Raw genomic sequence first — 22,503 nt, forward strand, 5'->3', positions numbered from 1 at the left:
TTTATCAGCGATTTTTCGGATATATCAGCGCAACTCAAAATATATCGGCGATTTTCCAGATATATCGACTTACCGACAGAAACCGACAAAAGGCTGAACCGGACAATATAAAAAGGGTACTCCAACATAAAGTTTGGAGTACCCTTTTTTATTACACGAATTCCTCTTACTTCCCTGCTTCGATTTGCTCTAATGCAGCAGCTACTTGCTCTTCCGTTAATTCATGTTGTATTACGTAGCGGTTACGTGGACTTACACGACATTCATGAGAACATGCACGTAAATATTTCGCTTCGTTTTCTTCAGAACATAAAATTTTCTTGTTACATTCTGGATTTGAACAGTTTACATAGCGCTCACAAGGTTCACCAGTAAAATGGTCTTTACCAACGATAACATGTTCTTTTTGGTTTACTGGTACAGCAATACGCTCATCAAACACGTAACATTGTCCATCCCAAAGCTCACCTTGTACTTCTGGGTCTTTTCCGTACGTTACAATACCGCCGTGAAGCTGACTTACATCTTCATAGCCTTCACGAACTAACCAACCAGAAAACTTCTCGCAACGAATTCCACCTGTACAATAAGTTAAAATCTTTTTACCTTCAAGTACTTCTTTATTTTCACGAATCCAATCTGGTAATTCACGGAATGATTCGATATCAGGTTTAATCGCACCTTTAAAGTGACCTAAATCAAATTCATAATCATTTCGTGCATCAATGATAACTGTATCTTCTTGTTTCATTGCTTCATAAAAATCTTTTGGCTCTAAATACTTACCAGTGATTTCGTGTGGGTTAATGTCATCTTCTAGACGAAGTGTAACTAATTCTGGGCGAGGACGTACGTGCATTTTCTTGAATGCATGACCGTCAGCTTCATCTATTTTAAATACGATACCGTCAAAACGTGGATCGTTGTTCATTGCTTCCATGTATTTCTCTGTTTGTTCTACAGTACCAGAACAAGTTCCGTTAATACCTTCTTTAGCTACAAGGATTCTTCCCTTTAACTCAAGTGAATTACAAAATTCTAAATGCTCTGCCGCGAATTCTTCTGGGTTTTCAATTGTTGTGTACATGTAATATAGTAATACTCTGTATGGTTTTGTAGTTGCCAATGTATTTCTACCACCTATCTAATTTTTAAAATCATGTATAAGTTAACGTTCATATCAAAACATATATAATAAGAAAATGAATCCCATTTTCTTCTCTTTATACTATTTTCTATCAGTTAACAAAAATAAAAAACAAGATTACACACCAAAACACTATGGTTATGTTGTAATCCCAATATATTATATATCATACAAATGCAATTCCATCAATTAATATGCTGTATTATCGGCTTTATGTTCACATAAATTTCAAAAACAGCCCTTTAATTCATTATGTTTCCCCACGTCATCACACCATAAACTCCCAATTTTTAATAACGCTACACCATTCATTGTATAAAGGCATATAATTTGCACTAAGGAAACATTTGTGTTCAAATAAAGTGAAACTTTAATCAGTGGGGGTTTTCTTCATCCCCCACTGATTATTAGTTGAACCAATCGGACTTTTATGGGCAGTTGATCCCCCTCCTAACTTCTTTGCTTTCCCTGAATTTTAAGGTGGGGGTCTTACTGCCCATTAAAGCGGGATAAAAATATCATCTAATACATTTAAATGTATTGAAATAAACAATAAGAATACTTACAATAATTTCATCATGTTAACATTTTAAAGGGGAAAACTACTATGAATAAAGATATATCAAAAGATGAACATGTCCCTTCTCAAAGTACAACTGTTCAATCAGCGCATTTAGCATTAAGCGGACAAACGAAAGGATTAAAAAGACTATTACCATTCCTAGGTCCTGCTTTTATTGCTTCAGTCGCTTATATTGACCCTGGCAATTTCGCGACAAATATTGCCGCTGGATCACAATACGGATATTTATTACTCTGGGTAATTCTCGCTTCTAATTTAATGGCTGTATTAATCCAAACTTTATCAGCTAAATTAGGAATCGCTACAGGTAGAAACCTTCCTGAAATTGCTCGAGAAAACTTCCCAAAACCTGTTTCCATCGGCTTATGGATACAAGGTGAACTCGTTATTATGGCTACTGATTTAGCTGAATTTATCGGGGCAGCACTCGGATTGTATTTATTATTTGGAATTCCAATGTTACCAGCTGCTTTAATTACAGCTGCTGGATCATTTATTATTCTTGAATTTCAACGCAGAGGCTTCCGTCCATTAGAAGCTATTATAACAGGAATGATTTTTATCGTTGTTATCGCTTTCGGTGTACAAGTCTTTTATGCAAAACCGGAATTAAGCCCTTTGCTTTCAGGACTATTTATTCCAAAATTCCAAGGTGTAGACAGTATATTACTTGCAGCCGGAATTTTAGGGGCGACGGTTATGCCGCACGCAATCTATTTACATTCCGCCTTAACGCAACGCCGCGTAGTCGGAACAAATGATGAACAAAAGAAAAAGATTTTCCGCTTCGAGTTTATTGATATCATTATTGCAATGGTTATCGCTGGAGCAATTAATGCAAGTATGTTAATTGTTGCTGCTGCACTATTCTTTAAAAACGGCTTGCATGTCGAAGATCTTGATGTTGCTTTTAACCAGTTCAGTACTTTAGTGGGCCCTGTATCAGCTGCTTTATTTGGAATTGGTCTCTTATCAGCAGGACTATCTAGCTCTTCTGTCGGTACAATGTCAGGTGATATTATTATGCAAGGTTTCATTCGAATGCATATTCCGTTATACTTACGCCGATTTATTACAATGATTCCACCATTAGTTATTATCGCTTTAGGCGTAAATCCAACTTACGCTCTAGTCATGAGTCAAGTTGTCTTATCATTCGGTATTGCCTTTGCGTTAGTACCACTTATTATGTTTACAAGCAATAAAAAAATTATGGGTGCGCTCGTTAACCACCGTATAACAACCTTAATCGCTTGGATCATTGCTATACTTGTTATCATTTTAAATATTTTCTTACTGTATCAAACGTTTGTAGGATAATGAAAGAAGAAGGCTGTCTCAAATTTGTGTTGAAGACAGCCTTCTTCTTTTTAAATTATAGATTTTCATCATCCATTTACATGACAGACCGTGCTTTCAACAAATTTTATAAACTCTTCTTCCTCCTCAATAAATGGAAAATGATTACTGTATTCAAATGTCGACATTATCGCATTTGGCATAAGCTCCGCTACTTCCACTGCAAATTCATGCGGACACTGTGTAATGATTCGTAAATGAAGAAGCAAATATGTTACCATTGCTATTAAACTCACTGTATAGATGTGTTACACAAAGTGGGTTTCCTTCTCCCTTTTGAAAATACTCAAATTTCCCTCTATCAGTTTCGATATAATATTTCTCCCACATCAGCGTTTCCCCCTAATGTCTTTTTATATATTCTCCTTTTTCCGGCATTATCACACCCTTCTCAGTTCGAAAGTAAAGTGGTAATCCTTCCGAAAGAAATATGCTTACCTTGGATGGATCCTGCCTTTGATGATGAATATGTAAATGTGGCTCACTTGAACTTCCTGAGTTACCGACCTGAGCAAGAAATTCTCCTTCATTTACATGTTGTCCTTCTTTAACTTTAATGGATCCTTGCTTTAAATGGGCAAGAATTAAATATGTCCCTGATTCATCTAGTCGTAAATAAATATGATTACCCGCCATTGATTGAAAATCATCCGATCCAGGATCTACATCTTTTTCATCATTATTGATGGATACAACTGTTCCAGTAGCTGGTGCCATTACTTTCGCTCCATATATTCCATAATCCTCTAACTTACTACTTTTCACTTCAGCAGGTGGAATGAGAATATCATATGCCCATCGTTCATTCGGTTTGATAACGTGATAGTTCGTTTCTAAACGATCACCGCCCCAGCCAATTAATGCTCGTTCATTCAAAGGAAAGCGCACGACTACTTTAGGACTCGTAGAATGTACATCTGCCGGGTAAGCAAGTCTACCAATGTTCGCAAACCATCCTAAAGGCCAAGCTCCAATGATAGAGAAAATAACGATGAAGAGTAGCGCTCCATCTATTCGTTGTCTGAAAATTCCTTTCCACACAATTAGTAACGTTACCCCTATTAAAATAAAGCTTGATACGAAGCTAAAGGCTTGTATACTCCACCAAGCAATGACTGATATAACACCTTTAGCTAAATAAACTACACTCCAACTTATAATTAAAAACACAACTAAAATTATTAATACATATTTCTTCCACATGTCGTATCCCCACTCTCATATCTTTGTTCTACATAATACGAAGTGAAAATTACGACATATAAAAGAAATACTTACGACTTTCTTACAATTCTTTATGCTGCGGTAAAGCGATAGTGAAAACAGTTTCTTTCTCGTTACTGCGCACAGTGATATCCCCTTTATGAAGCTCTGCTATACTTCTCGCAATTGCAAGTCCCATTCCTTTGCCACCTGTATGGGAGCTACGTGATTTTTCACCACGATAAAACTTCTCAAAAACGTAAGGAAGGTTCTCATTCGGAATACATTGTCCAAAATTTTTAATTTCTATTTCAACATTCATGTCTCTTTTAGAAACTTGAATTAAAATCTCCTTTCCGTCTTTCCCGTACATAATACTATTACTAATTACATTTTCGAATAACCTCACCATAAGCGCTACATCCATTTCCACATGTAACTCCTTATCACTATTAATACAAAAGTTCATATCGGCTTCATCTAGCTTTGGCACAAAATCAATCATGATTTGTTCAATGAACGCTTTCATATTTACTACACTTTTATGTAATTCAATCTCCCTATAATTTATTTGACAATAATCTAATAAATCATCTACTTGATTTTTTAATTCATAACTTTTTCGCTTTAATATACTTACATACTGTTCACATTCTTCTCTATTTGAATGAAGCTGATTTCCTAACAGGTCCGCGTAACCGATTAGAGATGTTACAGGTGTTCGTAAGTCATGAGAAATATTGCTAATCATTTCATTTTTCATTTCCTGTGATTTTTTTTCATTCTCGACAGACTCTTTTAAACTTTTGGCCATTCTATTTACATTCGTCGCTAATTCACCAATCTCGTCATTTTTTAAAATAGGTATATGTACTTCAAAATTACCCTTACTTATTTCCTTCACGTTCTTATTAATTTCAGACAATCTTTTCATCATTGTTTTTGTCATACATGCAAAGTATGTCGTAGTAAAAATCAAAAAAACTATAAAATATAAAAATGAATATTTTTCTTCTAATGCAGTAACATGACTATATATATTTCCAATTAAAATTTGAAACACTATTATACTTACAGTTGCTAACAAGATGCTACATATGAATGCGGTAAAAAACTTAGCTCTAATGCCTTGTAATGATTTAATCTTCAATTTTATATCCGACTCCCCAAACATTTTGAATAAACTTCGGTTCTTTTGGATCCTCTTCAATTTTATTTCTTAACCTTGCGATATGAACCATTACTGTATTATTGCTTTCATAGGCTCTTTCTTTCCAAACGCTCTCATATATTTCTTCAATAGTAAATACACGATTCTTTGCAGCTGCCATTAAATACAAAATATCATATTCCGTTTTTGTAAGATTGATTGTTTCTCCATATAACATTACTGTTCTAGACACTTCATCTATTTCTAAACCTCTAATGTTTATTTTCTTTTTTATTACTTGGACAGCATTTTGATTGAAATATGTATACCTTCTTAATTGAGCTTTCACTCTTGCTATAAATTCAATTGTACTGAACGGCTTCACAATATAATCATCTGCCCCAGTACTAAATCCAATTACTTTATCTACATCCGATGATTTTGCACTTAAAAACATAATTGGTAAACTATGTTTCTCTCTAATCCTTCTGCACAATTCTATCCCATCCATTTGTGGCATCATAATATCCAAAATAGCAAGTTGAATGTTATTTTTATTTATTATTTCTAAAGCCTCTTCTCCGTTATGAGCACTAAAAACTTTAAAGCCTTCTTGCATTAAATTCACGTTCATAAACCTAATAATATCTTGATCATCATCTACAATTAAAATTGAATTTTTCTCCATATACAAACCTCTTTTTGAAATATATTCCACAATCCATTTTATCATAAATGAAAACCATACTTCCCTCTTGAATAATCTTTATTTTCAGACTAGATTATATAATAACAATACATTCTAGTTTCAAAAGAAATGGAGTGAAAGCATGTTTCCTATATTGAAAACTGATCGACTCATTTTACGAGAACTTACTGAAGAAGATGCACCAGGTATACTACAATGCTTTTCTAATACTGACGTACTGCGCTATTATGGGCAAAAGCCATTACAGGATATTGATCAAGTAAAACAAATCATTCATAACTTTAAGTTGAGTTACAATGCAAGAAGTGGTATAAAATGGGGAATCGAATTAAAAAACAAGAAAGAACTCATTGGAACAATTGGTTTTCACGATTGGTCTTCTGAGCATAAACGGGCCAATATAAGTTATGCCTTTCTCCCTGAACACTGGGGAAAAGGCTATGCAACTGAAGCTGTGTCTGAAGTTATATCATACGGTTTCCATACCATTCATTTAAAGCGTATCGGGGCAATTGTATTTCTTGAAAATGAAGCTTCTAATAAATTGCTATTTAAATTAGGTTTTGAAAAAGAAGGAGTTCTAAAAAATTATATGTATCAAGACGATATCCCATATGATACGAATTTTTATTCTTTGTTAAAATCGGTTTAATAAAATTCATGTGTAAAAAACCTTACTTTTAAAAAGTAAGGTTTTTTGTATTTATTCATTAGCAATATAAGCATTCTTATAAGTATAAATACCACCAAATTGATGCTTTTCAATTCCTTTTACATAATCATTTTGTACGTAAGCTGAGCCCATTTGATAAAGCGGTGCGACCGCAGCATCCCCTAATAGAATACGCTCGGCCTCTTGCAATGCTTCCCATCTTTTCTTCTGATCTAATACTAGATCGCTTTTCGCTTTCTTTATTAATTCATCGTAGTGACGGTTAGAATAATTCATTTTGTTATTTTGATTACCCGTCGTAAATAGTTCTAAATAACTAATTGGGTCTTTATAGTCGGGTCCCCAATTTGCCATAGTTATATCGTAATCACCTGTTTGTTCTAACTGTAATTTTTGCTTAAATGGCTGTTGTTTAATTTGTATCGTTAATCCTTGTAAATTCTTTTCTAAATCACCTTTTATATATTCTGCCATACGTTTTGCGTTATCTTGTTCAAACGTTAAAAACTCGAGGTTTACTTGTTCTACTCCAAGCTCTTTTTTCGCTTCTTCCCAAATCTTTTTCGCACTTTGTACATCATATAAAGAAAGGTTTCCGTTTTCTTTCCTAAAATCTTTTCCCGTTTCTTCATTGATATGCCCAACTGGTACTAGCCCAGTTGCAGGTTTTGCTCCGTTATTAATAAAATGAGCAACGAAATCCTCTTTATTTAATGCGAATGAAATAGCCTGACGCACTTTCTTATTTGCTAACGCACTATTTTTTTCATTAAAACGTAGCATAGCAATTGCAGGTTCGCTCGACATATGTAACTCCTTATGCCCTTTATACTTGTCTACAAATTGAGAATTAATAGGCACCCGGTCCACATTACCAGCTTCGTATAAATTAACAGCGGTCATTGTATCCTTTACAATTTGAAAGTTTATCTCGTCTAATTTCACTTTCTTTTCATCCCAATATGTAGCATTTTTCTTTAATTGAAACTCTTGTTCATGCTTCCATTTCTCTAATACAAATGGCCCATTATATATGAGATTACTAGGTTCCAATGCATAATTCTTTCCTTGTTCTTTCAAAAATGATTCATGCTGTGGTAAGTAAATAGGTAATGCCAACAGCTGTAAAAAGTAAGGAATTGGCTGTTCTAGTTCTACTTCTAACTTATAATCATTTATAACTTTAACCCCAAGTGCATCAAGGGGCATTGTTCCCTTATTTATCTCTTTCGCATTTTTCACGTAAAAGAGCATGTACGCATATTGAGACGCTGTTTCACGGTTAATTGCACGTTTCCATGCAAACAGAAAATCATTTGCTGTCACACTGTCTCCATTTGACCATTTTGCATCTTTACGCAAATCAAATGTATATTTTTTACCATCTTCACTTCTTTTAAACGATTTTGCTACTGCTGGAATCGGCTGATCTTGATCATCTAATACATACAACCCTTCAAATATGTTCTGCATAACGTGCGCTGACGTACCATCCATCGTTTTCGCTGTATCAAGTGAAGGAATTTCTTCTGATACTGTTACATTTAATACTTGTTTTTTTGCCTCTCTGTCACTTTTATTCGCTTTATTATTACAAGCTGTTAATAATAAAGATGTAACAAGTGCCATTACCATTAAATGGCTCTTTTTTCGCTTCATGAATCGTTCTCCTTAAGTATAAAATATTATAAAGCGTTATATATTATAGCAGAAATATGAACAGAAAGATGCGACATTCTTTTGAATATTTATTCGTTCAAAAAAAAGCTACTCTTTTAAAAAGGATAGCTAAATATTGAATGTTTAATCTGCTCTGTTCGCTCAAGTGTTTATAAAAAACTCTTATTGCATACATCCTTTTTTGTTTTAACTTTTCTCTGTTTCATGTAAATGCTCCCATAACTAACTTAATAGACGTATAGGTTACAGTTTGGTTAGGATATTTTCGTATCTCCATTCAGCAATGCCACTTTGTTTTTTGGAATTAAGGTTAAGTAGAAAATGATATTTTACAAATCTTATACACTTAAGGATTTTGTAAGAATCAAGTAAGAAAAACGAGAACTTTGTTTCGTATAGTCAAAATATAAAGTGAAGGAAGAAAGAGAGGGTTGAAGTTGCCAAAGCGATTACGACAAAACCAGAACTGTTGGTTTTAGATGAACATATCAATGGTTTAGACGTTTTTACAACAAAACCTTAATTTATCATACCTGTTTTTTACCATCACATATTGGAGGTTAAAACATGAATAAAAAAAAGAAAATACAAAAATCAGTACTTTCCTTTACCCTGCTCTTTTCTTTAGGCATTTCATCTTTTCCGCTTACAACAGCTATTCACGCAGATACACGTGAGGAACCATCTGTAGAAAAAAAACGAGTCTCTTTAACGGAGCGTACATCATTATTTTTTGAATATCTCCAGCAAGGTAATTATGTAGAGGCACTTCAGTTGACGTCTGCTGCTTTTCAATCCAAGTTTACAGCAAACACATTACAAAACTGGTGGACACAGAGTGGCTGGCGCGGGATAAAAAGCATGGGGCCCCCCGTGATAAAAGAACGAAACTTAGTCCATCAGACGGTGGAAATGCCAGTAGTTATCGAAGGAACTACCATACCGCTACTCCTTAAATTTACACCTGGCGGGAAAGTAGATGAAATTGGAGAAAGGCCTCCCAAGGAATCATATACCATCCCGCATCCTAGCTATGATCAACCTGCTTTCTATCAAGAACGTGAAATCGTCATTGGAAATTCTACCTATCCGTTACCAGCCACATTAACAGTTCCGAAACATAAAGCTGGTGAGAAGGTACCCGTAGTTGTTCTTGTTCATGGTGCTGGCATCCACGATCGCGATAGTACATATATGGGAACAAAAATTTTACGAGACCTTGCGGTAGGCCTTTCGTCCAACGGAATTGCAGTGTTGCGCTATGAAAAACGCACCTTAGAACACGCATTAAAGATGAGTGCAGAACCTGTTACGTTAGACCGTGATACTACAGATGATGCCATATATGCAGCAAAATCAGCAGCGCAGCAGGAAGGCATTGATCCAAATAATATTTTCATTCTTGGACATAGTCTAGGAGCTGGCGCAATGCCACGTATACTAAGCAAAGCACCTTCCTCACTTGTTAGAGGCAGTATCCTACTCGCACCACCTGCACGGGCATTAACTGACATTGCCATTGATCAGAATCAATACCTCGGGGCGCCAAAGGAAGTAATGGATGAACTAAAAAGACAAGTCGCTTTTATCCAGGATCCTACTTTCAATCCTGACCACCCTCCAGCTGGCTACAATTTTGGGTCACCCCATTTTATGTATGATGTTTCTAGGTGGCGTCCAGTTGAAGAAGCAAAATCACGAAAAGAGCCTTTACTGATTCTGCAAGGAACACGCGATTATCAAGTAACAGTAAAAAATGAATATACAAAATGGCAGGAAGGGCTTTCAAACCGCAAGAATGTTCAGTTCAATGAATACCCAAAATTGAATCATTTCTTCACGGAGGGTGATGGGGCATTAAGCCTTCCTAGTGAATATGAAATCCCTGCTAATGTTCCTGAGTACGTTATCCAGGACATTATTAAATGGGTCAACGAGACAAAAAAATAAGAAACATTTAAATCCTTCATATAATCATTATTACGTGAAGGATTTTTGAAACTAGTGATTTTATCTAAATCATTCTCTTCTGTTTTATTAATAAAAAAAGTTCAGACAAAAAACAGGCTGTGGAGAAGTCTTTCTCCACAGCCTAAAAATACCTATCTTTGTAAACCTCGTTTATAGCGACTTGCTTCAAATATAATACGCTCTTCATCTAACGTTTTACATTCGCCATTCCAAACGACAAGTTTTCCGTTAATAATTACATCGCTTATATCTTTTCCACTAGCAGCATATACAAGGTGTGATAACACTTCATCCGCTGGTTGTAAATGAGGCTTATTAGACGGATCAATTGTAATGAAATCAGCGCACTTTCCAACCTCAAGTGATCCTGTTTGTTTCATGCCGATTACTTCAGCCGCTCCTTTAGTTGCAAGTGTAAGAGCTGTTTCAACCGGTAACGCTGTTGCATCTTGATGAATACCTTTTTGTAATAATGTTGCGATGCGCATTTCTTCAAACATATCTAAATTGTTGTTTGATGCCACACTATCTGTTGCAATACCTACTTTCACTCCTGTTTCTAGCATCGCTTTTACATTCGCTATACCAGAACCTAGTTTTAAATTACTATTCGGGTTATGTGCTACTCGAACATCATGTTCTGCTAAAAATGCACGCTCATTTTCATTTAATACTACACCGTGTGCAATAACTGTTGGGCGTTTAAATAACCCACAACTTGCTGCATATTCTACTGGACGTTTTCCGTACTGTGCTTCAATATCACGTACTTCACGCTCTGTTTCCGAAAGGTGAATATGAACCATCGTTTGATTTTCTACTGCAATACGTGCGCATTCTTCTAATAGTTCTGTGGAACATGTATATGGACTATGCGGTGCAACCATCGTAGTTAACATACCACTTTCATTATAGTAACGCTTCACATATTTTTCAGCTTCTTCAACGGCTTTCTTTTCATCATCTTTCGTTCCGAAGCTAAATAAAGTTCTTGAAACAGCAGCTCGCATTCCACTCTTTGATACCGTTTCCATAATTGCATCTTGATCTACTCCAATTGGATTAAACATATCAGAGAATGATGTTGTACCACTTTTCACCATTTCAAGTAATCCTAATTCCGTACTAGCAACCGCAAGCTCTGGAGTAAACTGACTTTCAAGTGGCCAAATTCTCGTCTCAAGCCATGGTTGTAATAACATATCATCACCAATACCTCTTAAGAGACTCATTACAACGTGTGTATGTGTATTGACAAGCCCTGGTAAAACCCACTTTCCTTTCATGTCAATTACTTCATCTACTTCAAAATCATTAGCGAATTCTCCGCTCTTCACATCTATAATTTGATCATTTTCTACAATGATATATCCATTTTCTATCACTTCATTTTGTTCATTCATCGTTACGATTGTAGCGTTTACATAAGTGGTTTTCAAAAGTATTTCCCCTTTCAACTCTATGAAGTTCCCTTTAATAAGTTACCACCATTATAGTAACTTATTAAAGATTAAGAGTCAAAAGATAATTTCAATTCTTTCGTTATCTTTTTCTTCAACATGCTATATTGTTTTTCATTTGTATCTGCAAATGCTTCTTCTCGATTTGATTCTATATCCATATAATTCAGTTTTTCATTAAATTGAGCCTCTGTAAAATCAAACCTCTGTCCATCTATAAAGTTATAAAAGTGCCACGCCTCTCTTACTTTTGTCTTTTTAATCTCTCCTCCGTATATGTCTTGAACGACTAGAGCTGTAACACCACACTGTCCCTTTGCTGGATTCTCAGTCGTCCACTTTGAACTTGTTTCAATCGACCACGATCTTATTAGTGCTTCATATATTCTTTTTTCCTTTACATCATCCACTCTAATCTTCCCCTACTATTAATAGTTTTACACATCATATTTCAAAAGAGGCAGTAAACGATTCTTAAAGACCGTTGATGGTGTCTCTCCGATTAACTGTGCGCCCATTTTCAAGTAATATCCTTTTGCATTCGGATCACTATCAATCGTAAAACTTTTTAAGCCTAGTTCATTTGCTTTTTCTATTACATACTTCCAAAGTATTTTCCCGTGGCCTTTCCCTTTATAACGAGGATGAATGTACAGGAAATCGAGAGCTTTATCATTACGTAAAAATGAGAAAAATCCAATCTTCGTATTATCGTTTTCAAAAACATATACAAAATTATTATTTATATACTCTTCTGTAATAGTTAAATCTTCCTTACAGGCAATTATGAATTCTTCACTATAATCCCACGTCGCTTTTGATTGTAGTGCGAGTTCACTTAATTCATTTGCTTCACTTAATAACGCTTCTCTTATCTTCATGATTCTTTCTCCTCACCTTCGATATGTAAACTATTAAAATGATTCGAAAAGTAATTAAAAAACCCTCTTATTTTCATAAATCTTTATTATAATCAGTACGGCCTGTAACAATGTATTTAAAGAAAAAAACGCCATCTTTGAAAGTTGGCGTTTTCTTCTTCTAAAATTTTTTTCAAACTCAATCTTTCGTTTTACTATTTCTAACGATACACACCTATACAGTTTCTACTACCGCTTCAAGCATTGTTCCACTTTTAGCATAATTCGTATGCCAAGAAAAAGCTTTTTCTAAAACATGAGGAGTTTGTCCACCTCTCGTTTTAGCTTCTTCGTAATAAGCTCTTAGCTGATCACGATACATTGGATGTGCGCAATTCTCTATAATTAATTCCACTCTTTCTCTTGGGGCAAGTCCTCTTAGATCAACATACCCTTGTTCAGTGACGATAACATCTACATCGTGTTCCGTATGGTCCACATGTGAAACAAAAGGAACGATACTTGAAATGTTACCACCTTTCGCAATCGATTTCGTAACAAAGATAGCTAGGCGAGCATTTCTCGCAAAATCACCAGAACCACCGATACCATTCATCATTTTTGTGCCTAAAACGTGAGTAGAGTTCACATTTCCGTATATATCTAATTCTAAAGCAGTATTAATCGAGATTAACCCGAGGCGACGAATGATTTCAGGATGATTAGAAATCTCTTGCGGGCGCATCATTAATTTGTCACGATATTTTTCAAAGTTAGAAAATACTTTTTGCATTTTCTCCTCAGAGAGTGTAATTGAGCAGCATGAAGCAAAATTGACTTTTCCAGCATCCATAAGATCAAAGACCGCATCCTGTAAAACTTCAGAATACACTTCTAAATCTTCAAACTCCGAATCTAACATTCCATGAAGAACTGCATTAGCCACTGAGCCAATTCCCGATTGTAGCGGCGCTAAACGATTTGTTAATCGGCCTACTTCGACTTCTTTTCGAAGGAACTCTATTAAATGCTGTGCCATAATAACAGTTTCTTCATCCGGAGGAACAATTGTCGATGGTGAGTCTAATTGGTTCGTAAACACAATCCCTTTCACCTTTTCAACATCGATTGGAATGCCAATCGTTCCAATTCGATCATCCGTTTTCACAATCGGAATTGGAAGTCTTTCTCCTTGCTTACCTGGTTCATATAAATCATGCAGTCCTTCTAACTGCGTGGATTGAGCCATATTCATTTCAATAATAATGGACTTAGCATTTAAAGAAAACGCTAAAGAATTTCCTATTGAAGTTGTCGGAATAATCATGCCATCTTCAGTAATCGCAACCGCTTCCAAAATAGCAAAATCTACATCCATAACGTCAGCGCGAAGTAACTCTGCTGTATGAGATAAGTGCTGGTCTACAAATAAAAAATCTCCGTTATTAATTCCTTTTCGCATAGTCGCATCAGCTTGGAAAGGCAATCTTTTTCCTAAAATTCCTGCTTCCGCAAATAATTTATCTACATCAGAACCTAAAGAGGCACCAGTATAAACATTTACTTTAAAAGATGTATCATTCTTAACTCGGTTTACAAGCGCAAATGGGACTGCTTTTACATCACCTGCACGTGTAAACCCACTTAAGCCTAAAGTCATTCCACTTTCAATCCATGAAGCTGCTTCTTCAGGTGTAACTACGCGATCTTTCAGACGTTCATCCCTAATTCTATCCAAATTATTCTCCATATGTAATCCCTCTCCCTATGAATATTCATAATTATTTTACACTTTAACAGTATCTAAATAGGGATTTTAGTGTACAATGGCAAAAATTCAGACAAAACAGCGAATCTAACCTCTAAAGCAGAATAATTTAGAATCCTAGAAGCTTACGAAAATAACTAGCATATGACTGACTCACTGGTACCCTTTCACCATTATCCATAGAAAGTAAAAAAGTTGAATGCGTATCAGGATAAATTGCTTTAATATGATTCACATTTACAATAAAGGAACGGTGGCATCTAATAAATGAATCTTTCGGAAGTAAATATTCGAATTCTTGTAACGAGTATTTATGTGTCCCTGTTAACTCTTCTGCATTTACATACGTCTTTTTATCTTTCGCCTCTAAATACATGACTTTTGAAAAAGGAACCGGAATCCAGCCGTCCGTTGTTTTTAAAGTAACGACTGATTTTCCGTCCGTTAAAGCTGGATAAATGGCTGTCACGCACCCTTCAAGCTTTCCATTGTTTGAGAATGGTACGGCCATACCATGATAAGGAATACCAAAAACATCACGATTAATAAACTCAGAGGTTTTTTGGTTCGTCACCATTGCTTTATGAGCAATCGTCCCTTCCTTTATAGGATCCCCGGCGCTAATCTTTAAATCAATTCGTTTACTTGGCCGATAGTATATATATTCTTTCGTATTCGATACAGCAATTGAAATTTCATCTGAAAATAATTCCCCAACAACATCTAATAGTAAACCTAATGTTTTATCTTCCATTCTATGAACACCTCATTCACTATTATACTACTATTATGAACGAGCATCAGTTGCTTTATAAAATGAAACCTTAATCAGTGTTTTTGTCCATCCCAACTAATTATCAATTAAACCAATCAATTTTTTATGCACAGTTGATGCTGGGATAGATTCTTCACTTTAATTCCAAATTGCGTTTAAATGTAGTGGAACTTTACTTCGTTCACCTGCTTCAATTACTATCGATTTTCTTACTTTCATAGACTTTAAATCCACTTGCTTCTTACATATCTTGCATTATAAAATATAAAAGTATTCTAAAAAACATTTCATTTAAGGGGGAATTGCCTATGCCGTTGGATTACATTTCAGGTAACGAATAATCCAACATTTAAAGGAGTGCCTGAAATTTGCTAAATTCATACATTAATTCATTTTTATATAAAAATATCGAGAAATTCAACGGAACAATTTTAATAGCCCATAAAGAAGAGACTCTTTATAAGCAATCATTTGGAAAAGCTAATTATAATTGGGATATACCTAATACCTCTACAACAAAGTTTCGTATCGGATCAATAACTAAAATTTTCACAGCAGTTTCAATCTTAATGCTTGTAGAAGAGAAAAAATTACAACTACATGATACCTTAGATACATTCATTCCTAATTTCCCAAAAGGAAATCAAATTATGATCAAGCATTTACTAAATCATACTGCTGGAGTTGGTAATATTACTGCTCAACATGATTTTTTATCACAATCTTGTCAACCTCGAACACCAGATGAACTAATACAATGGGTTATTGCATGTCCCTTTGAATCTAGACCTGGTAAAAAATTCAATTATTCGAATTCAGGTTATATTATATTAGGAAAAATTATTGAAGTTATAAGTGGAATGTCTTATGAGGAATTTCTTAAAAAGAAAATTTTCTATCCAATCTCCATAATGAACACAAGTATTGATTTGAATCACACTATTCAAAAGCATAAAGCAACTGGATATGAGTTACATCCAAAGCACGGCCTGCAGAAAGCATCATTTATTCATATGTCTAATTCATATTCAGCCGGTGGATTAGTTTCTACAGTCGAAGATTTATATAGATTTGATAAGGCGCTAAAAGAAAATCACTTCTTATCAAGTAGGATGACGTCTCGTATGCTTACTGCAGAATCTTACGGATATGGTTACGGTTGGAATATTGCTATAACTAAAAAAAATAATAAACTTATATTTCATCACGGAGGAATTAACGGCTTTACGTCCTCCTATTTACGATTAATTGACAAAGAGGCTACAATCATCATTTTAAGCAATGTATCTACACTATTAACATCGACTCTTGCTAATGAAATCGCTTCTTATATAGAAAATAATTTTTAAATCTAATATGATTTGAAAAACCGTTCAGCGTTTTGAACGGTTTTTCAAACAATTTAGTTCACCTTAGCCCCATAACACCTTGCTACTGCAACTGCCTGCGCTATATCTAATTTTACATTTTTCAAATCGAAACTTGTAAAATCAATTCTATCAACTATCGCTCCTTTTAAATTTGCACCGCTAAGTTTCGCCTTACCTAACTGTGCACCAGTTAAATCCGCTTCACGTAAATCTGCTTTTTCTAAATTACATTCATATAGGTCAGCTTCCACTAAACGTATACCCTTTAACATTTGTTTACTTAAGTTCGCGAACCTTAAATTCGTGTATGACCAATCACCCGATATGATAGTTATTCCATCTAAATTCGCTTCTTCAAAATCAGAGCCAGTCATTTTACATTCTTCAAACTTCGATACAAATAAATTCGCACCAACAAGCTTACAATTTGCAAATGTAGTTCCTTGATGGATAGAAGCGTTAAAAAGAGCACCGGTAAAATCACATTCTATGAAATTACAATTTTCAGTAGAAATTTCCGATGCATCTATCCCTCTAAAACGGCATTTTATGAACGTACAATTCTTCAATTCCTCTTCTTTAATCAAAATATCTTGAAAATCTATTTCTACATATTCTTTATTTACAAATTCACTCATAACTATTCCTCCATCTCCTTAAAGAAACCTCACTTCAAAAAGTGAGGTTTCTTCTCATACAATATGTCCATCTAACCAAGAAATCAAATCTTGAAATACTTCATCTCTATTTACTTCATGGAACATTTCATGTCTTCCATTTTCATATAAACGCAGTGTTACATCTTTCACACCGCATTTTTTATAATTTTCATATACTTCTTTTACACCTTTCCCCATATCTCCAACAGGATCACGATCTCCTGAAAAAATATGTATTGGAAGGTTTTGCGGTGTTTTCTTAAACTCGTCTAGTTTATTTACTTCTAACACACCAGAAAATAATTCTCGATAAAAACTAGTCGTACAAATGAATCCACATAACGGATCCGCAATATATTTATCAACTTGATCATTATCTGAAGATAGCCAATCAAAATTTGTACGATTAGGCTTAAAGTTCGAATTAAAGTTTCCGAATGATAAAAAGTTTAGCATCGGACTTTTCGTTTTTGCCCCGCGCAACTTCATCTCAATTGTCGCTATTTTATGACCAATAACTCCTAAAAACCCTGGATTCCCACCAGTTCCTGAAATAAGAAATCCATCATATAATTCACCTTTCAGTTGTACAGCACGTCTTGATAAAAAAGAGCCCATACTATGTCCAAGTAAAAATAACGGGCATGTCTGCTCTTTTCTTATCGTTTCAGATACAAAGATAACATCAGATACAGCCTTACTCCAACCTACATTTGGTTCAAAATGACCATAATCCTCTTCTCTTTTCACCGTTTTCCCATGTCCTTTATGATCATGCGCATAAACACCATACCCTGCTTCTAATAACGCATCAATAAAGTCTGTATAAACACCTGCATGTTCTGTCATACCATGTGCAATTTGAATAATCCCTTTCGGTTCACCTTCTGGTAACCACTTGCGTAAATAAATTTCTGATTCATCCATTGCCGTAACGAAACTTTCCTGTACGTTCATTTCGTCAGCCCCCAACTCTATTATGTATCTCAAAAATGAATATCTATTCATTATTCTTATTATGTATTATATGCAATTGCTTTCATTATGACAAATGCCTTCCTTTTCCGATTAGCTTCCAAACTATTTCTGTTGACGAAAACAACATAAAATTATATAGTTACTTACATAAAGTAATCATTATATTTTTAGGAGGTTTCTACTATGATGCCATCACTATTTTTAGCACATGGTTCACCAATGCTCGCTATTCAAGATACAGATTATACAAGTTTTTTAAAAATACTTGGAGAAACGTATAAACCGAAAGCAATTGTTATTTTCACTGCTCACTGGGAAAGTGAAGTATTAACGATTTCCTCATCAGATAATGAATATGAAACAATTTATGATTTTGGAGGTTTTCCTCCAGAGTTATACGAAATTAAATATCGTGCAAAAGGTTCTTCTAGCATTGCATCCATGTTAGAAACAAAGTTTAAAAACAAAGGTATTCCAGTCCATCATAATATGACGAGAGGTTTAGATCATGGCTCATGGACACTCTTGCATCGCATGTATCCAGAAGCAAATATTCCTGTCGTCCAAATATCAGTAAATCCATTCCTTTCTGCAAAAGAACAATTTAAGATTGGAGAAGCATTAAAAGGACTTGGACAGGAAGATATTTTAGTAATCGGTAGTGGTGTTACCGTTCATAACTTACGAGCACTGAAATGGAATCAAACTACGCCCGAACAATGGGCAATTGAATTTGATGATTGGATTATTAAACATATGCAGGCTGCTGATAAAGATGCATTATTTAATTGGGAGAAAAATGCCCCTCATGCACAATTAGCAGTACCAAGAGCAGAGCATTTTGTACCTTTATTTATCGCTATGGGAAGTGGTGAAAATAGCGGTGAAGTCATTCATCGCAGTTACGAGCTTGGTACATTAAGTTATCTTTGTCTTCAATTTTAAAGAAAAGGATGAAGCAATCGTTGCTTCATCCTTTTTCTTTTTCATTCACTTAGTTAACTAACTTCCAAATGTCGTTTCTCTGATACCTCTTCGTTCTTATTGTGAAAATAAACCCAAATGCACGCAATAAATAATAGTGATGATGTAGAGAAGAAAACATATTGGAAGCCTGCATGTGCTGCAATTTGTCCACCAAGTACTGGTCCAATCATATTTCCTAAAAACTGAAACGATTGATTATACCCAAATATTCTTCCCGTTACATGGGTTGGTGTATGTTGTTTTAGTAGAGTTTGTACGGAAGGTAATAATCCTGCTTGTGCGATTCCTAATAAAAATCGAAGAATTAATAGTTGCCAAGCTGAGGTTACAAATGCTTGCGGAATAAAAATAATTCCTGCAGCAAACAACGCTACAACTAACGTTTTTTGGGGACCGATATGATCTGATAATCGTCCGAGTCTTGGTGCTGCCAAAATAACGGCTAATCCTGTCGCTGACATAACAGCACCCGCTATTGTTTCAATATGTGCAGTTTGAGGACCTACTAAATTTTTCACGTATAATGTAACAATTGGCTGAACAGACATATTAGCAAGTTGAATAATAAATGTTGTTACAAACAAACTAACAATTAAATGCTTAGCTGGAACCATCGTCCATACTTTTTTCGTTTGTACTTTTTTTGCTTGAGCAGAGTGATTTTCTTCATGTAAGAAGAAAAAAACGATGAGAAAGGAAAGGAATAAAAAAGCTCCTGTAACAAGAAAAACATGGCGCATTCCAATTAACTCAGACAAATATCCTCCAAGTAATGGACCAAGTAAAGAACCGCTCACGCCACCAGTTGAAATTGTAGAAATTGCCCAACCTGAATGTTCTTTCGGAGTTTCTGCTGCAATAAATGTCATTGCGGTTGAAAGGAAACCGGATACTGCTCCCATTAAAAATCTTAGTGCGACTAATTGATATACATCCGTTACAAATCCCATAAGCGTCATAATAATCGCCATACCTAGGCTCGCACGAATAAGCATCAATTTCCGTCCATGTATATCACCAAGCTTTCCCCATATTGGTGATACGATCGCACCCATTAAAAATGTTACACCAAATGCAAGTCCCGACCACTGTGCAATACTAGAAGTGCCAGTCACACCTAATTCCTCAATATAAAAAGATAAAAAAGGAATTACTAAACTCATACCTGCTGCAGTGGTAAAACAACCTAGCCAACAAATCATTAAATTTCGTTTCCAGCTGGCCATTTTCACACCTTCTTTCTTTAGATACCCATTCTACACCCTTTCTTGTAAAAAGTTTAGTAATTTGCTTTATATGTAAGATTTATTACAAAACCCGCTATTTTCTAATAAAAATCACTACATCTCTACATTATTTTCATAATAAAACCAACTCCCGTATATGGAGTTGGTTACTTATTCCCTATCGGTATTAAACGAGCATCACAAGTTCTTTCATAAAACTCAATCGGACCTGCTTGTCCAATAATTGCATATTCATATCCTTCTTGCTTCATACTCTGTAAACAAAGATGTAACAATTGCCTCCCTACACCTTTCACACGATTTTGTTTCGCTATACCCATTGGACCAAACAATCCTTTCTTTCCTCTCACTACATCATAGCAAGCAAAACCTACTATCCCTTCTTCTTTTTCCGCTATATAAATAGGTACATTTTCTTTATATGTATGAAATCCATATTCTATTGAGCGTAACCAACGTTCACCAAATTCTGCTTCAACAAAACTTGCTAATTGTTTAAAATCAGAAAGGTTAGCCTTTCTAACAGTACAAGTTAAATCATTATAAGTAGGAACAAAACATGTTAGATCAACCGCTAAATCTCTTGGTTCAGCTATAATATGTAATATACCTTTTTGTATTTGTGCATTTTCAATAAACGTCTTCGCGCGAAATAGTGCATACATAACATGCCCTTCATTCATTATTACTTGCTGAAAACGTTCCATATGTTTCTTCGCTATTTGTAAAATTTCTAACACCTTATAAGATAACTTATATTGTCCTATTTCTTTATACCTTTGATCCGTTAAATCGTACTCTTTTTGTATTGAAAGCTTTTCTAAAAAGTCCGCACCAATGTTACGAAACAAATACATATACAACTCGCTGCAAACGCCAGTACCTTCTTTACACATCCCTATAAACAAATGAGCTGGTTGAATAATATTATTTTCTGCCTCTTCTGCTGCAATCTGCAATATGTTATGAACACGTTTTGTAAATTGAAATCCCTCCATATGTATCTCCATCCCCTACTACTTTACTATTAAACCATAACCATAAATAAGTGAAACAATGATTCCAACTATCAATATACCTGGCAGTAAATTTGCCACTTTAATTTTAATAATACTAAGTAAGTTCAATCCGATAGCGGCTATCATAATACCACCTGTAGCTGTCATTTCTACTATAAATTGATTCATTAATTCTTTCGGGACAAAACTATTAATTTGTGTTGCAAAAACCGCAATACCTCCTTCATATAAAATAACTGGAATCGCCGAAAATACTACACCAATTCCTAGAGTTGTCGTTAATATAATAGAAATAAATCCATCGATAATCGCCTTTGTAAATAAAACATCATGATTTCCGCGAATCCCGCTGTCGAGTGCACCAAGTATGCCCATCGCACCAATTGCAAAAATTAAAGTAGCTGTTACAAAACCTTCTGATATGCTTCCTTTCCCCTTCGATCCAACTTTATTTTCTAGCCAATCCCCTAACAATTTTAACTTTTCCTCTAATTGTAACCATTCCCCGATGACGGTACCAATTACTAAACTTAGTATGACAACAAGAAAATTTTCACTTTTCAATGCCATTTGAAGTCCAAGTACAGTAACCGCTAAACCGATTGCATGCATAATTGTTCCCTTCATACTTTCTGGAATTCTACTAAATAATTTACCTAGTAAAGTACCAAATATAATGCAAATCCCATTTACAACTGCTCCTAATATAACCATTTCTCATTCTTCACCCTTCAAATTCTTTATTTCTATATTTTGGTTTATTCATTGATTTACAGGTTATCTATATGTTAACTTAATATTGAGAATATTGACAAATGTTTTCCACTGCATAAACCGCATTTTTTATATCTGTACATAAACCAATTACTTTTTGTAGACTCATTGCTAATTTAATTGCGGGATAA

Annotated in this window: 21 protein-coding genes and 1 pseudogene; 5 read left to right on the forward strand and 17 right to left on the reverse strand. The window is 34.8% G+C overall.

The window, feature by feature from the left end:
- Positions 1-166 precede the first annotated feature (166 nt).
- Positions 167-1,126 carry an oxygen-dependent tRNA uridine(34) hydroxylase TrhO gene (trhO, locus tag ACTFRS_RS09110; protein WP_000246231.1) on the reverse strand — a complete coding sequence of 320 codons (960 nt, stop codon included), beginning with the start codon at positions 1,124-1,126 and terminating at the stop codon, positions 167-169.
- 628 nt (positions 1,127-1,754) lie between these two features.
- Here trhO and ACTFRS_RS09115 point away from each other — a divergent pair.
- On the forward strand, positions 1,755-3,050 hold the full coding sequence (locus ACTFRS_RS09115; protein WP_001030651.1) for an Nramp family divalent metal transporter: 1,296 nt from the start codon (positions 1,755-1,757) through the stop codon (positions 3,048-3,050).
- 68 nt (positions 3,051-3,118) lie between these two features.
- Here the strand turns inward: ACTFRS_RS09115 and ACTFRS_RS09120 are convergent, their stop codons facing one another.
- From ACTFRS_RS09120 to ACTFRS_RS09140, 5 genes and pseudogenes are all read right to left on the reverse strand, one after another.
- Entirely contained in the window at positions 3,119-3,310 is a 192-nt protein-coding gene (locus ACTFRS_RS09120; protein WP_242293711.1) for a hypothetical protein, read from the reverse strand.
- A pseudogene (locus ACTFRS_RS09125) lies at positions 3,267-3,419 on the reverse strand (alpha/beta fold hydrolase); the annotation flags it as partial. The gene ACTFRS_RS09120 and the pseudogene ACTFRS_RS09125, both read right to left, overlap by 44 nt.
- A 12-nt stretch (positions 3,420-3,431) precedes the next feature.
- Positions 3,432-4,292, reverse strand: a complete 861-nt coding sequence (locus ACTFRS_RS09130; RefSeq protein WP_242293681.1) for a M23 family metallopeptidase — start codon at positions 4,290-4,292, stop codon at positions 3,432-3,434.
- Positions 4,293-4,374: 82 nt separating this feature from the next.
- Positions 4,375-5,442, reverse strand: a complete 1,068-nt coding sequence (locus ACTFRS_RS09135) for an ATP-binding protein (RefSeq protein ID WP_440023727.1) — start codon at positions 5,440-5,442, stop codon at positions 4,375-4,377.
- Positions 5,432-6,130, reverse strand: coding sequence for a response regulator transcription factor (locus tag ACTFRS_RS09140; protein ID WP_098925409.1), 699 nt, complete (start codon positions 6,128-6,130; stop codon positions 5,432-5,434). The genes ACTFRS_RS09135 and ACTFRS_RS09140 overlap by 11 nt, the downstream gene beginning before the upstream one ends.
- A gap of 142 nt (positions 6,131-6,272) precedes the next feature.
- Here ACTFRS_RS09140 and ACTFRS_RS09145 point away from each other — a divergent pair, with 142 nt between their 5' ends.
- Complete coding sequence (locus ACTFRS_RS09145; protein WP_139867748.1) at positions 6,273-6,803, forward strand: GNAT family N-acetyltransferase; 531 nt, start codon at positions 6,273-6,275, stop codon at positions 6,801-6,803.
- Between the two features lie 51 nt (positions 6,804-6,854).
- On the opposite strand, the gene ACTFRS_RS09150 is transcribed toward ACTFRS_RS09145, so the two are convergent.
- Entirely contained in the window at positions 6,855-8,483 is a 1,629-nt protein-coding gene (locus tag ACTFRS_RS09150; RefSeq protein ID WP_242293679.1) for a peptide ABC transporter substrate-binding protein, read from the reverse strand.
- 588 nt (positions 8,484-9,071) lie between these two features.
- Here ACTFRS_RS09150 and ACTFRS_RS09155 point away from each other — a divergent pair.
- Entirely contained in the window at positions 9,072-10,454 is a 1,383-nt protein-coding gene (locus ACTFRS_RS09155; RefSeq protein WP_431084876.1) for an alpha/beta hydrolase family protein, read from the forward strand.
- 152 nt (positions 10,455-10,606) lie between these two features.
- Here ACTFRS_RS09155 and ACTFRS_RS09160 read toward each other — a convergent pair whose 3' ends face one another.
- The 5 genes from ACTFRS_RS09160 to ACTFRS_RS09180 all read right to left on the reverse strand — a co-directional run bounded on the left by ACTFRS_RS09160 (position 10,607) and on the right by ACTFRS_RS09180 (position 15,317).
- Complete coding sequence (locus ACTFRS_RS09160; RefSeq protein ID WP_139867755.1) at positions 10,607-11,932, reverse strand: bifunctional S-methyl-5'-thioadenosine deaminase/S-adenosylhomocysteine deaminase; 1,326 nt, start codon at positions 11,930-11,932, stop codon at positions 10,607-10,609.
- Between the two features lie 53 nt (positions 11,933-11,985).
- Entirely contained in the window at positions 11,986-12,345 is a 360-nt protein-coding gene (locus tag ACTFRS_RS09165) for a YunG family protein (RefSeq protein WP_000342917.1), read from the reverse strand.
- Positions 12,346-12,372: 27 nt separating this feature from the next.
- Entirely contained in the window at positions 12,373-12,816 is a 444-nt protein-coding gene (locus ACTFRS_RS09170) for a GNAT family N-acetyltransferase (protein ID WP_440023726.1), read from the reverse strand.
- Positions 12,817-13,030: 214 nt separating this feature from the next.
- The gene (locus tag ACTFRS_RS09175; protein ID WP_016717171.1) at positions 13,031-14,545 is read right to left on the reverse strand and encodes an acetyl-CoA hydrolase/transferase family protein; all 1,515 of its coding nucleotides are present in this window, start codon (positions 14,543-14,545) and stop codon (positions 13,031-13,033) included.
- Positions 14,546-14,672: 127 nt separating this feature from the next.
- A complete protein-coding gene (locus ACTFRS_RS09180) occupies positions 14,673-15,317 on the reverse strand; it encodes a LytTR family DNA-binding domain-containing protein (RefSeq protein WP_098820213.1) in 645 nt (214 codons plus the stop codon).
- Between the two features lie 389 nt (positions 15,318-15,706).
- Here ACTFRS_RS09180 and ACTFRS_RS09185 point away from each other — a divergent pair, with 389 nt between their 5' ends.
- Positions 15,707-16,687, forward strand: coding sequence for a serine hydrolase domain-containing protein (locus ACTFRS_RS09185; protein WP_049112754.1), 981 nt, complete (start codon positions 15,707-15,709; stop codon positions 16,685-16,687).
- A gap of 53 nt (positions 16,688-16,740) precedes the next feature.
- Here the strand turns inward: ACTFRS_RS09185 and ACTFRS_RS09190 are convergent, their stop codons facing one another.
- Both ACTFRS_RS09190 and ACTFRS_RS09195 read right to left on the reverse strand, forming a co-directional pair.
- A complete protein-coding gene (locus tag ACTFRS_RS09190) occupies positions 16,741-17,346 on the reverse strand; it encodes a pentapeptide repeat-containing protein (RefSeq protein ID WP_014893850.1) in 606 nt (201 codons plus the stop codon).
- Between the two features lie 54 nt (positions 17,347-17,400).
- Positions 17,401-18,324, reverse strand: a complete 924-nt coding sequence (locus ACTFRS_RS09195) for an alpha/beta fold hydrolase (protein WP_049112752.1) — start codon at positions 18,322-18,324, stop codon at positions 17,401-17,403.
- A gap of 204 nt (positions 18,325-18,528) precedes the next feature.
- On the opposite strand from ACTFRS_RS09195, the gene ACTFRS_RS09200 reads away from it, so the two are divergent.
- The gene (locus ACTFRS_RS09200; protein WP_000982923.1) at positions 18,529-19,290 is read left to right on the forward strand and encodes a DODA-type extradiol aromatic ring-opening family dioxygenase; all 762 of its coding nucleotides are present in this window, start codon (positions 18,529-18,531) and stop codon (positions 19,288-19,290) included.
- Positions 19,291-19,343: 53 nt separating this feature from the next.
- Here ACTFRS_RS09200 and ACTFRS_RS09205 read toward each other — a convergent pair whose 3' ends face one another.
- From ACTFRS_RS09205 to ACTFRS_RS09215, 3 genes are all read right to left on the reverse strand, one after another.
- Positions 19,344-20,558 carry a multidrug efflux MFS transporter gene (locus ACTFRS_RS09205; RefSeq protein ID WP_049122481.1) on the reverse strand — a complete coding sequence of 405 codons (1,215 nt, stop codon included), beginning with the start codon at positions 20,556-20,558 and terminating at the stop codon, positions 19,344-19,346.
- A gap of 167 nt (positions 20,559-20,725) precedes the next feature.
- Positions 20,726-21,577 carry a GNAT family N-acetyltransferase gene (locus ACTFRS_RS09210; RefSeq protein ID WP_049112637.1) on the reverse strand — a complete coding sequence of 284 codons (852 nt, stop codon included), beginning with the start codon at positions 21,575-21,577 and terminating at the stop codon, positions 20,726-20,728.
- Positions 21,578-21,595: 18 nt separating this feature from the next.
- A complete protein-coding gene (locus ACTFRS_RS09215; protein WP_049112638.1) occupies positions 21,596-22,312 on the reverse strand; it encodes a DUF554 domain-containing protein in 717 nt (238 codons plus the stop codon).
- Positions 22,313-22,503 lie beyond the last annotated feature (191 nt).

Source organism: Bacillus cereus group sp. MYBK139-1, assembly GCF_051916915.1.
Taxonomy (GTDB): Bacteria; Bacillota; Bacilli; order Bacillales; family Bacillaceae_G; genus Bacillus_A; species Bacillus_A pacificus.

What these genes read in the sequence shown, in the direction of transcription:
- ACTFRS_RS09115 (WP_001030651.1), top strand. Translation starts at nt 1,755, where the DNA reads ATGAATAAAGATATATCAAAAGATGAACATGTCCCTTCTCAAAGTACA.
- ACTFRS_RS09120 (WP_242293711.1), bottom strand. Translation starts at nt 3,310, where the DNA reads ATGGTAACATATTTGCTTCTTCATTTACGAATCATTACACAGTGTCCG.
- ACTFRS_RS09130 (WP_242293681.1), bottom strand. Translation starts at nt 4,292, where the DNA reads ATGTGGAAGAAATATGTATTAATAATTTTAGTTGTGTTTTTAATTATA.
- ACTFRS_RS09140 (WP_098925409.1), bottom strand. Translation starts at nt 6,130, where the DNA reads ATGGAGAAAAATTCAATTTTAATTGTAGATGATGATCAAGATATTATT.
- ACTFRS_RS09145 (WP_139867748.1), top strand. Translation starts at nt 6,273, where the DNA reads ATGTTTCCTATATTGAAAACTGATCGACTCATTTTACGAGAACTTACT.
- ACTFRS_RS09150 (WP_242293679.1), bottom strand. Translation starts at nt 8,483, where the DNA reads ATGAAGCGAAAAAAGAGCCATTTAATGGTAATGGCACTTGTTACATCT.
- ACTFRS_RS09155 (WP_431084876.1), top strand. Translation starts at nt 9,072, where the DNA reads ATGAATAAAAAAAAGAAAATACAAAAATCAGTACTTTCCTTTACCCTG.
- ACTFRS_RS09170 (WP_440023726.1), bottom strand. Translation starts at nt 12,816, where the DNA reads ATGAAGATAAGAGAAGCGTTATTAAGTGAAGCAAATGAATTAAGTGAA.
- ACTFRS_RS09175 (WP_016717171.1), bottom strand. Translation starts at nt 14,545, where the DNA reads ATGGAGAATAATTTGGATAGAATTAGGGATGAACGTCTGAAAGATCGC.
- ACTFRS_RS09180 (WP_098820213.1), bottom strand. Translation starts at nt 15,317, where the DNA reads ATGGAAGATAAAACATTAGGTTTACTATTAGATGTTGTTGGGGAATTA.
- ACTFRS_RS09190 (WP_014893850.1), bottom strand. Translation starts at nt 17,346, where the DNA reads ATGAGTGAATTTGTAAATAAAGAATATGTAGAAATAGATTTTCAAGAT.
- ACTFRS_RS09195 (WP_049112752.1), bottom strand. Translation starts at nt 18,324, where the DNA reads ATGAACGTACAGGAAAGTTTCGTTACGGCAATGGATGAATCAGAAATT.
- ACTFRS_RS09200 (WP_000982923.1), top strand. Translation starts at nt 18,529, where the DNA reads ATGATGCCATCACTATTTTTAGCACATGGTTCACCAATGCTCGCTATT.
- ACTFRS_RS09205 (WP_049122481.1), bottom strand. Translation starts at nt 20,558, where the DNA reads ATGGCCAGCTGGAAACGAAATTTAATGATTTGTTGGCTAGGTTGTTTT.
- ACTFRS_RS09210 (WP_049112637.1), bottom strand. Translation starts at nt 21,577, where the DNA reads ATGGAGGGATTTCAATTTACAAAACGTGTTCATAACATATTGCAGATT.
- ACTFRS_RS09215 (WP_049112638.1), bottom strand. Translation starts at nt 22,312, where the DNA reads ATGGTTATATTAGGAGCAGTTGTAAATGGGATTTGCATTATATTTGGT.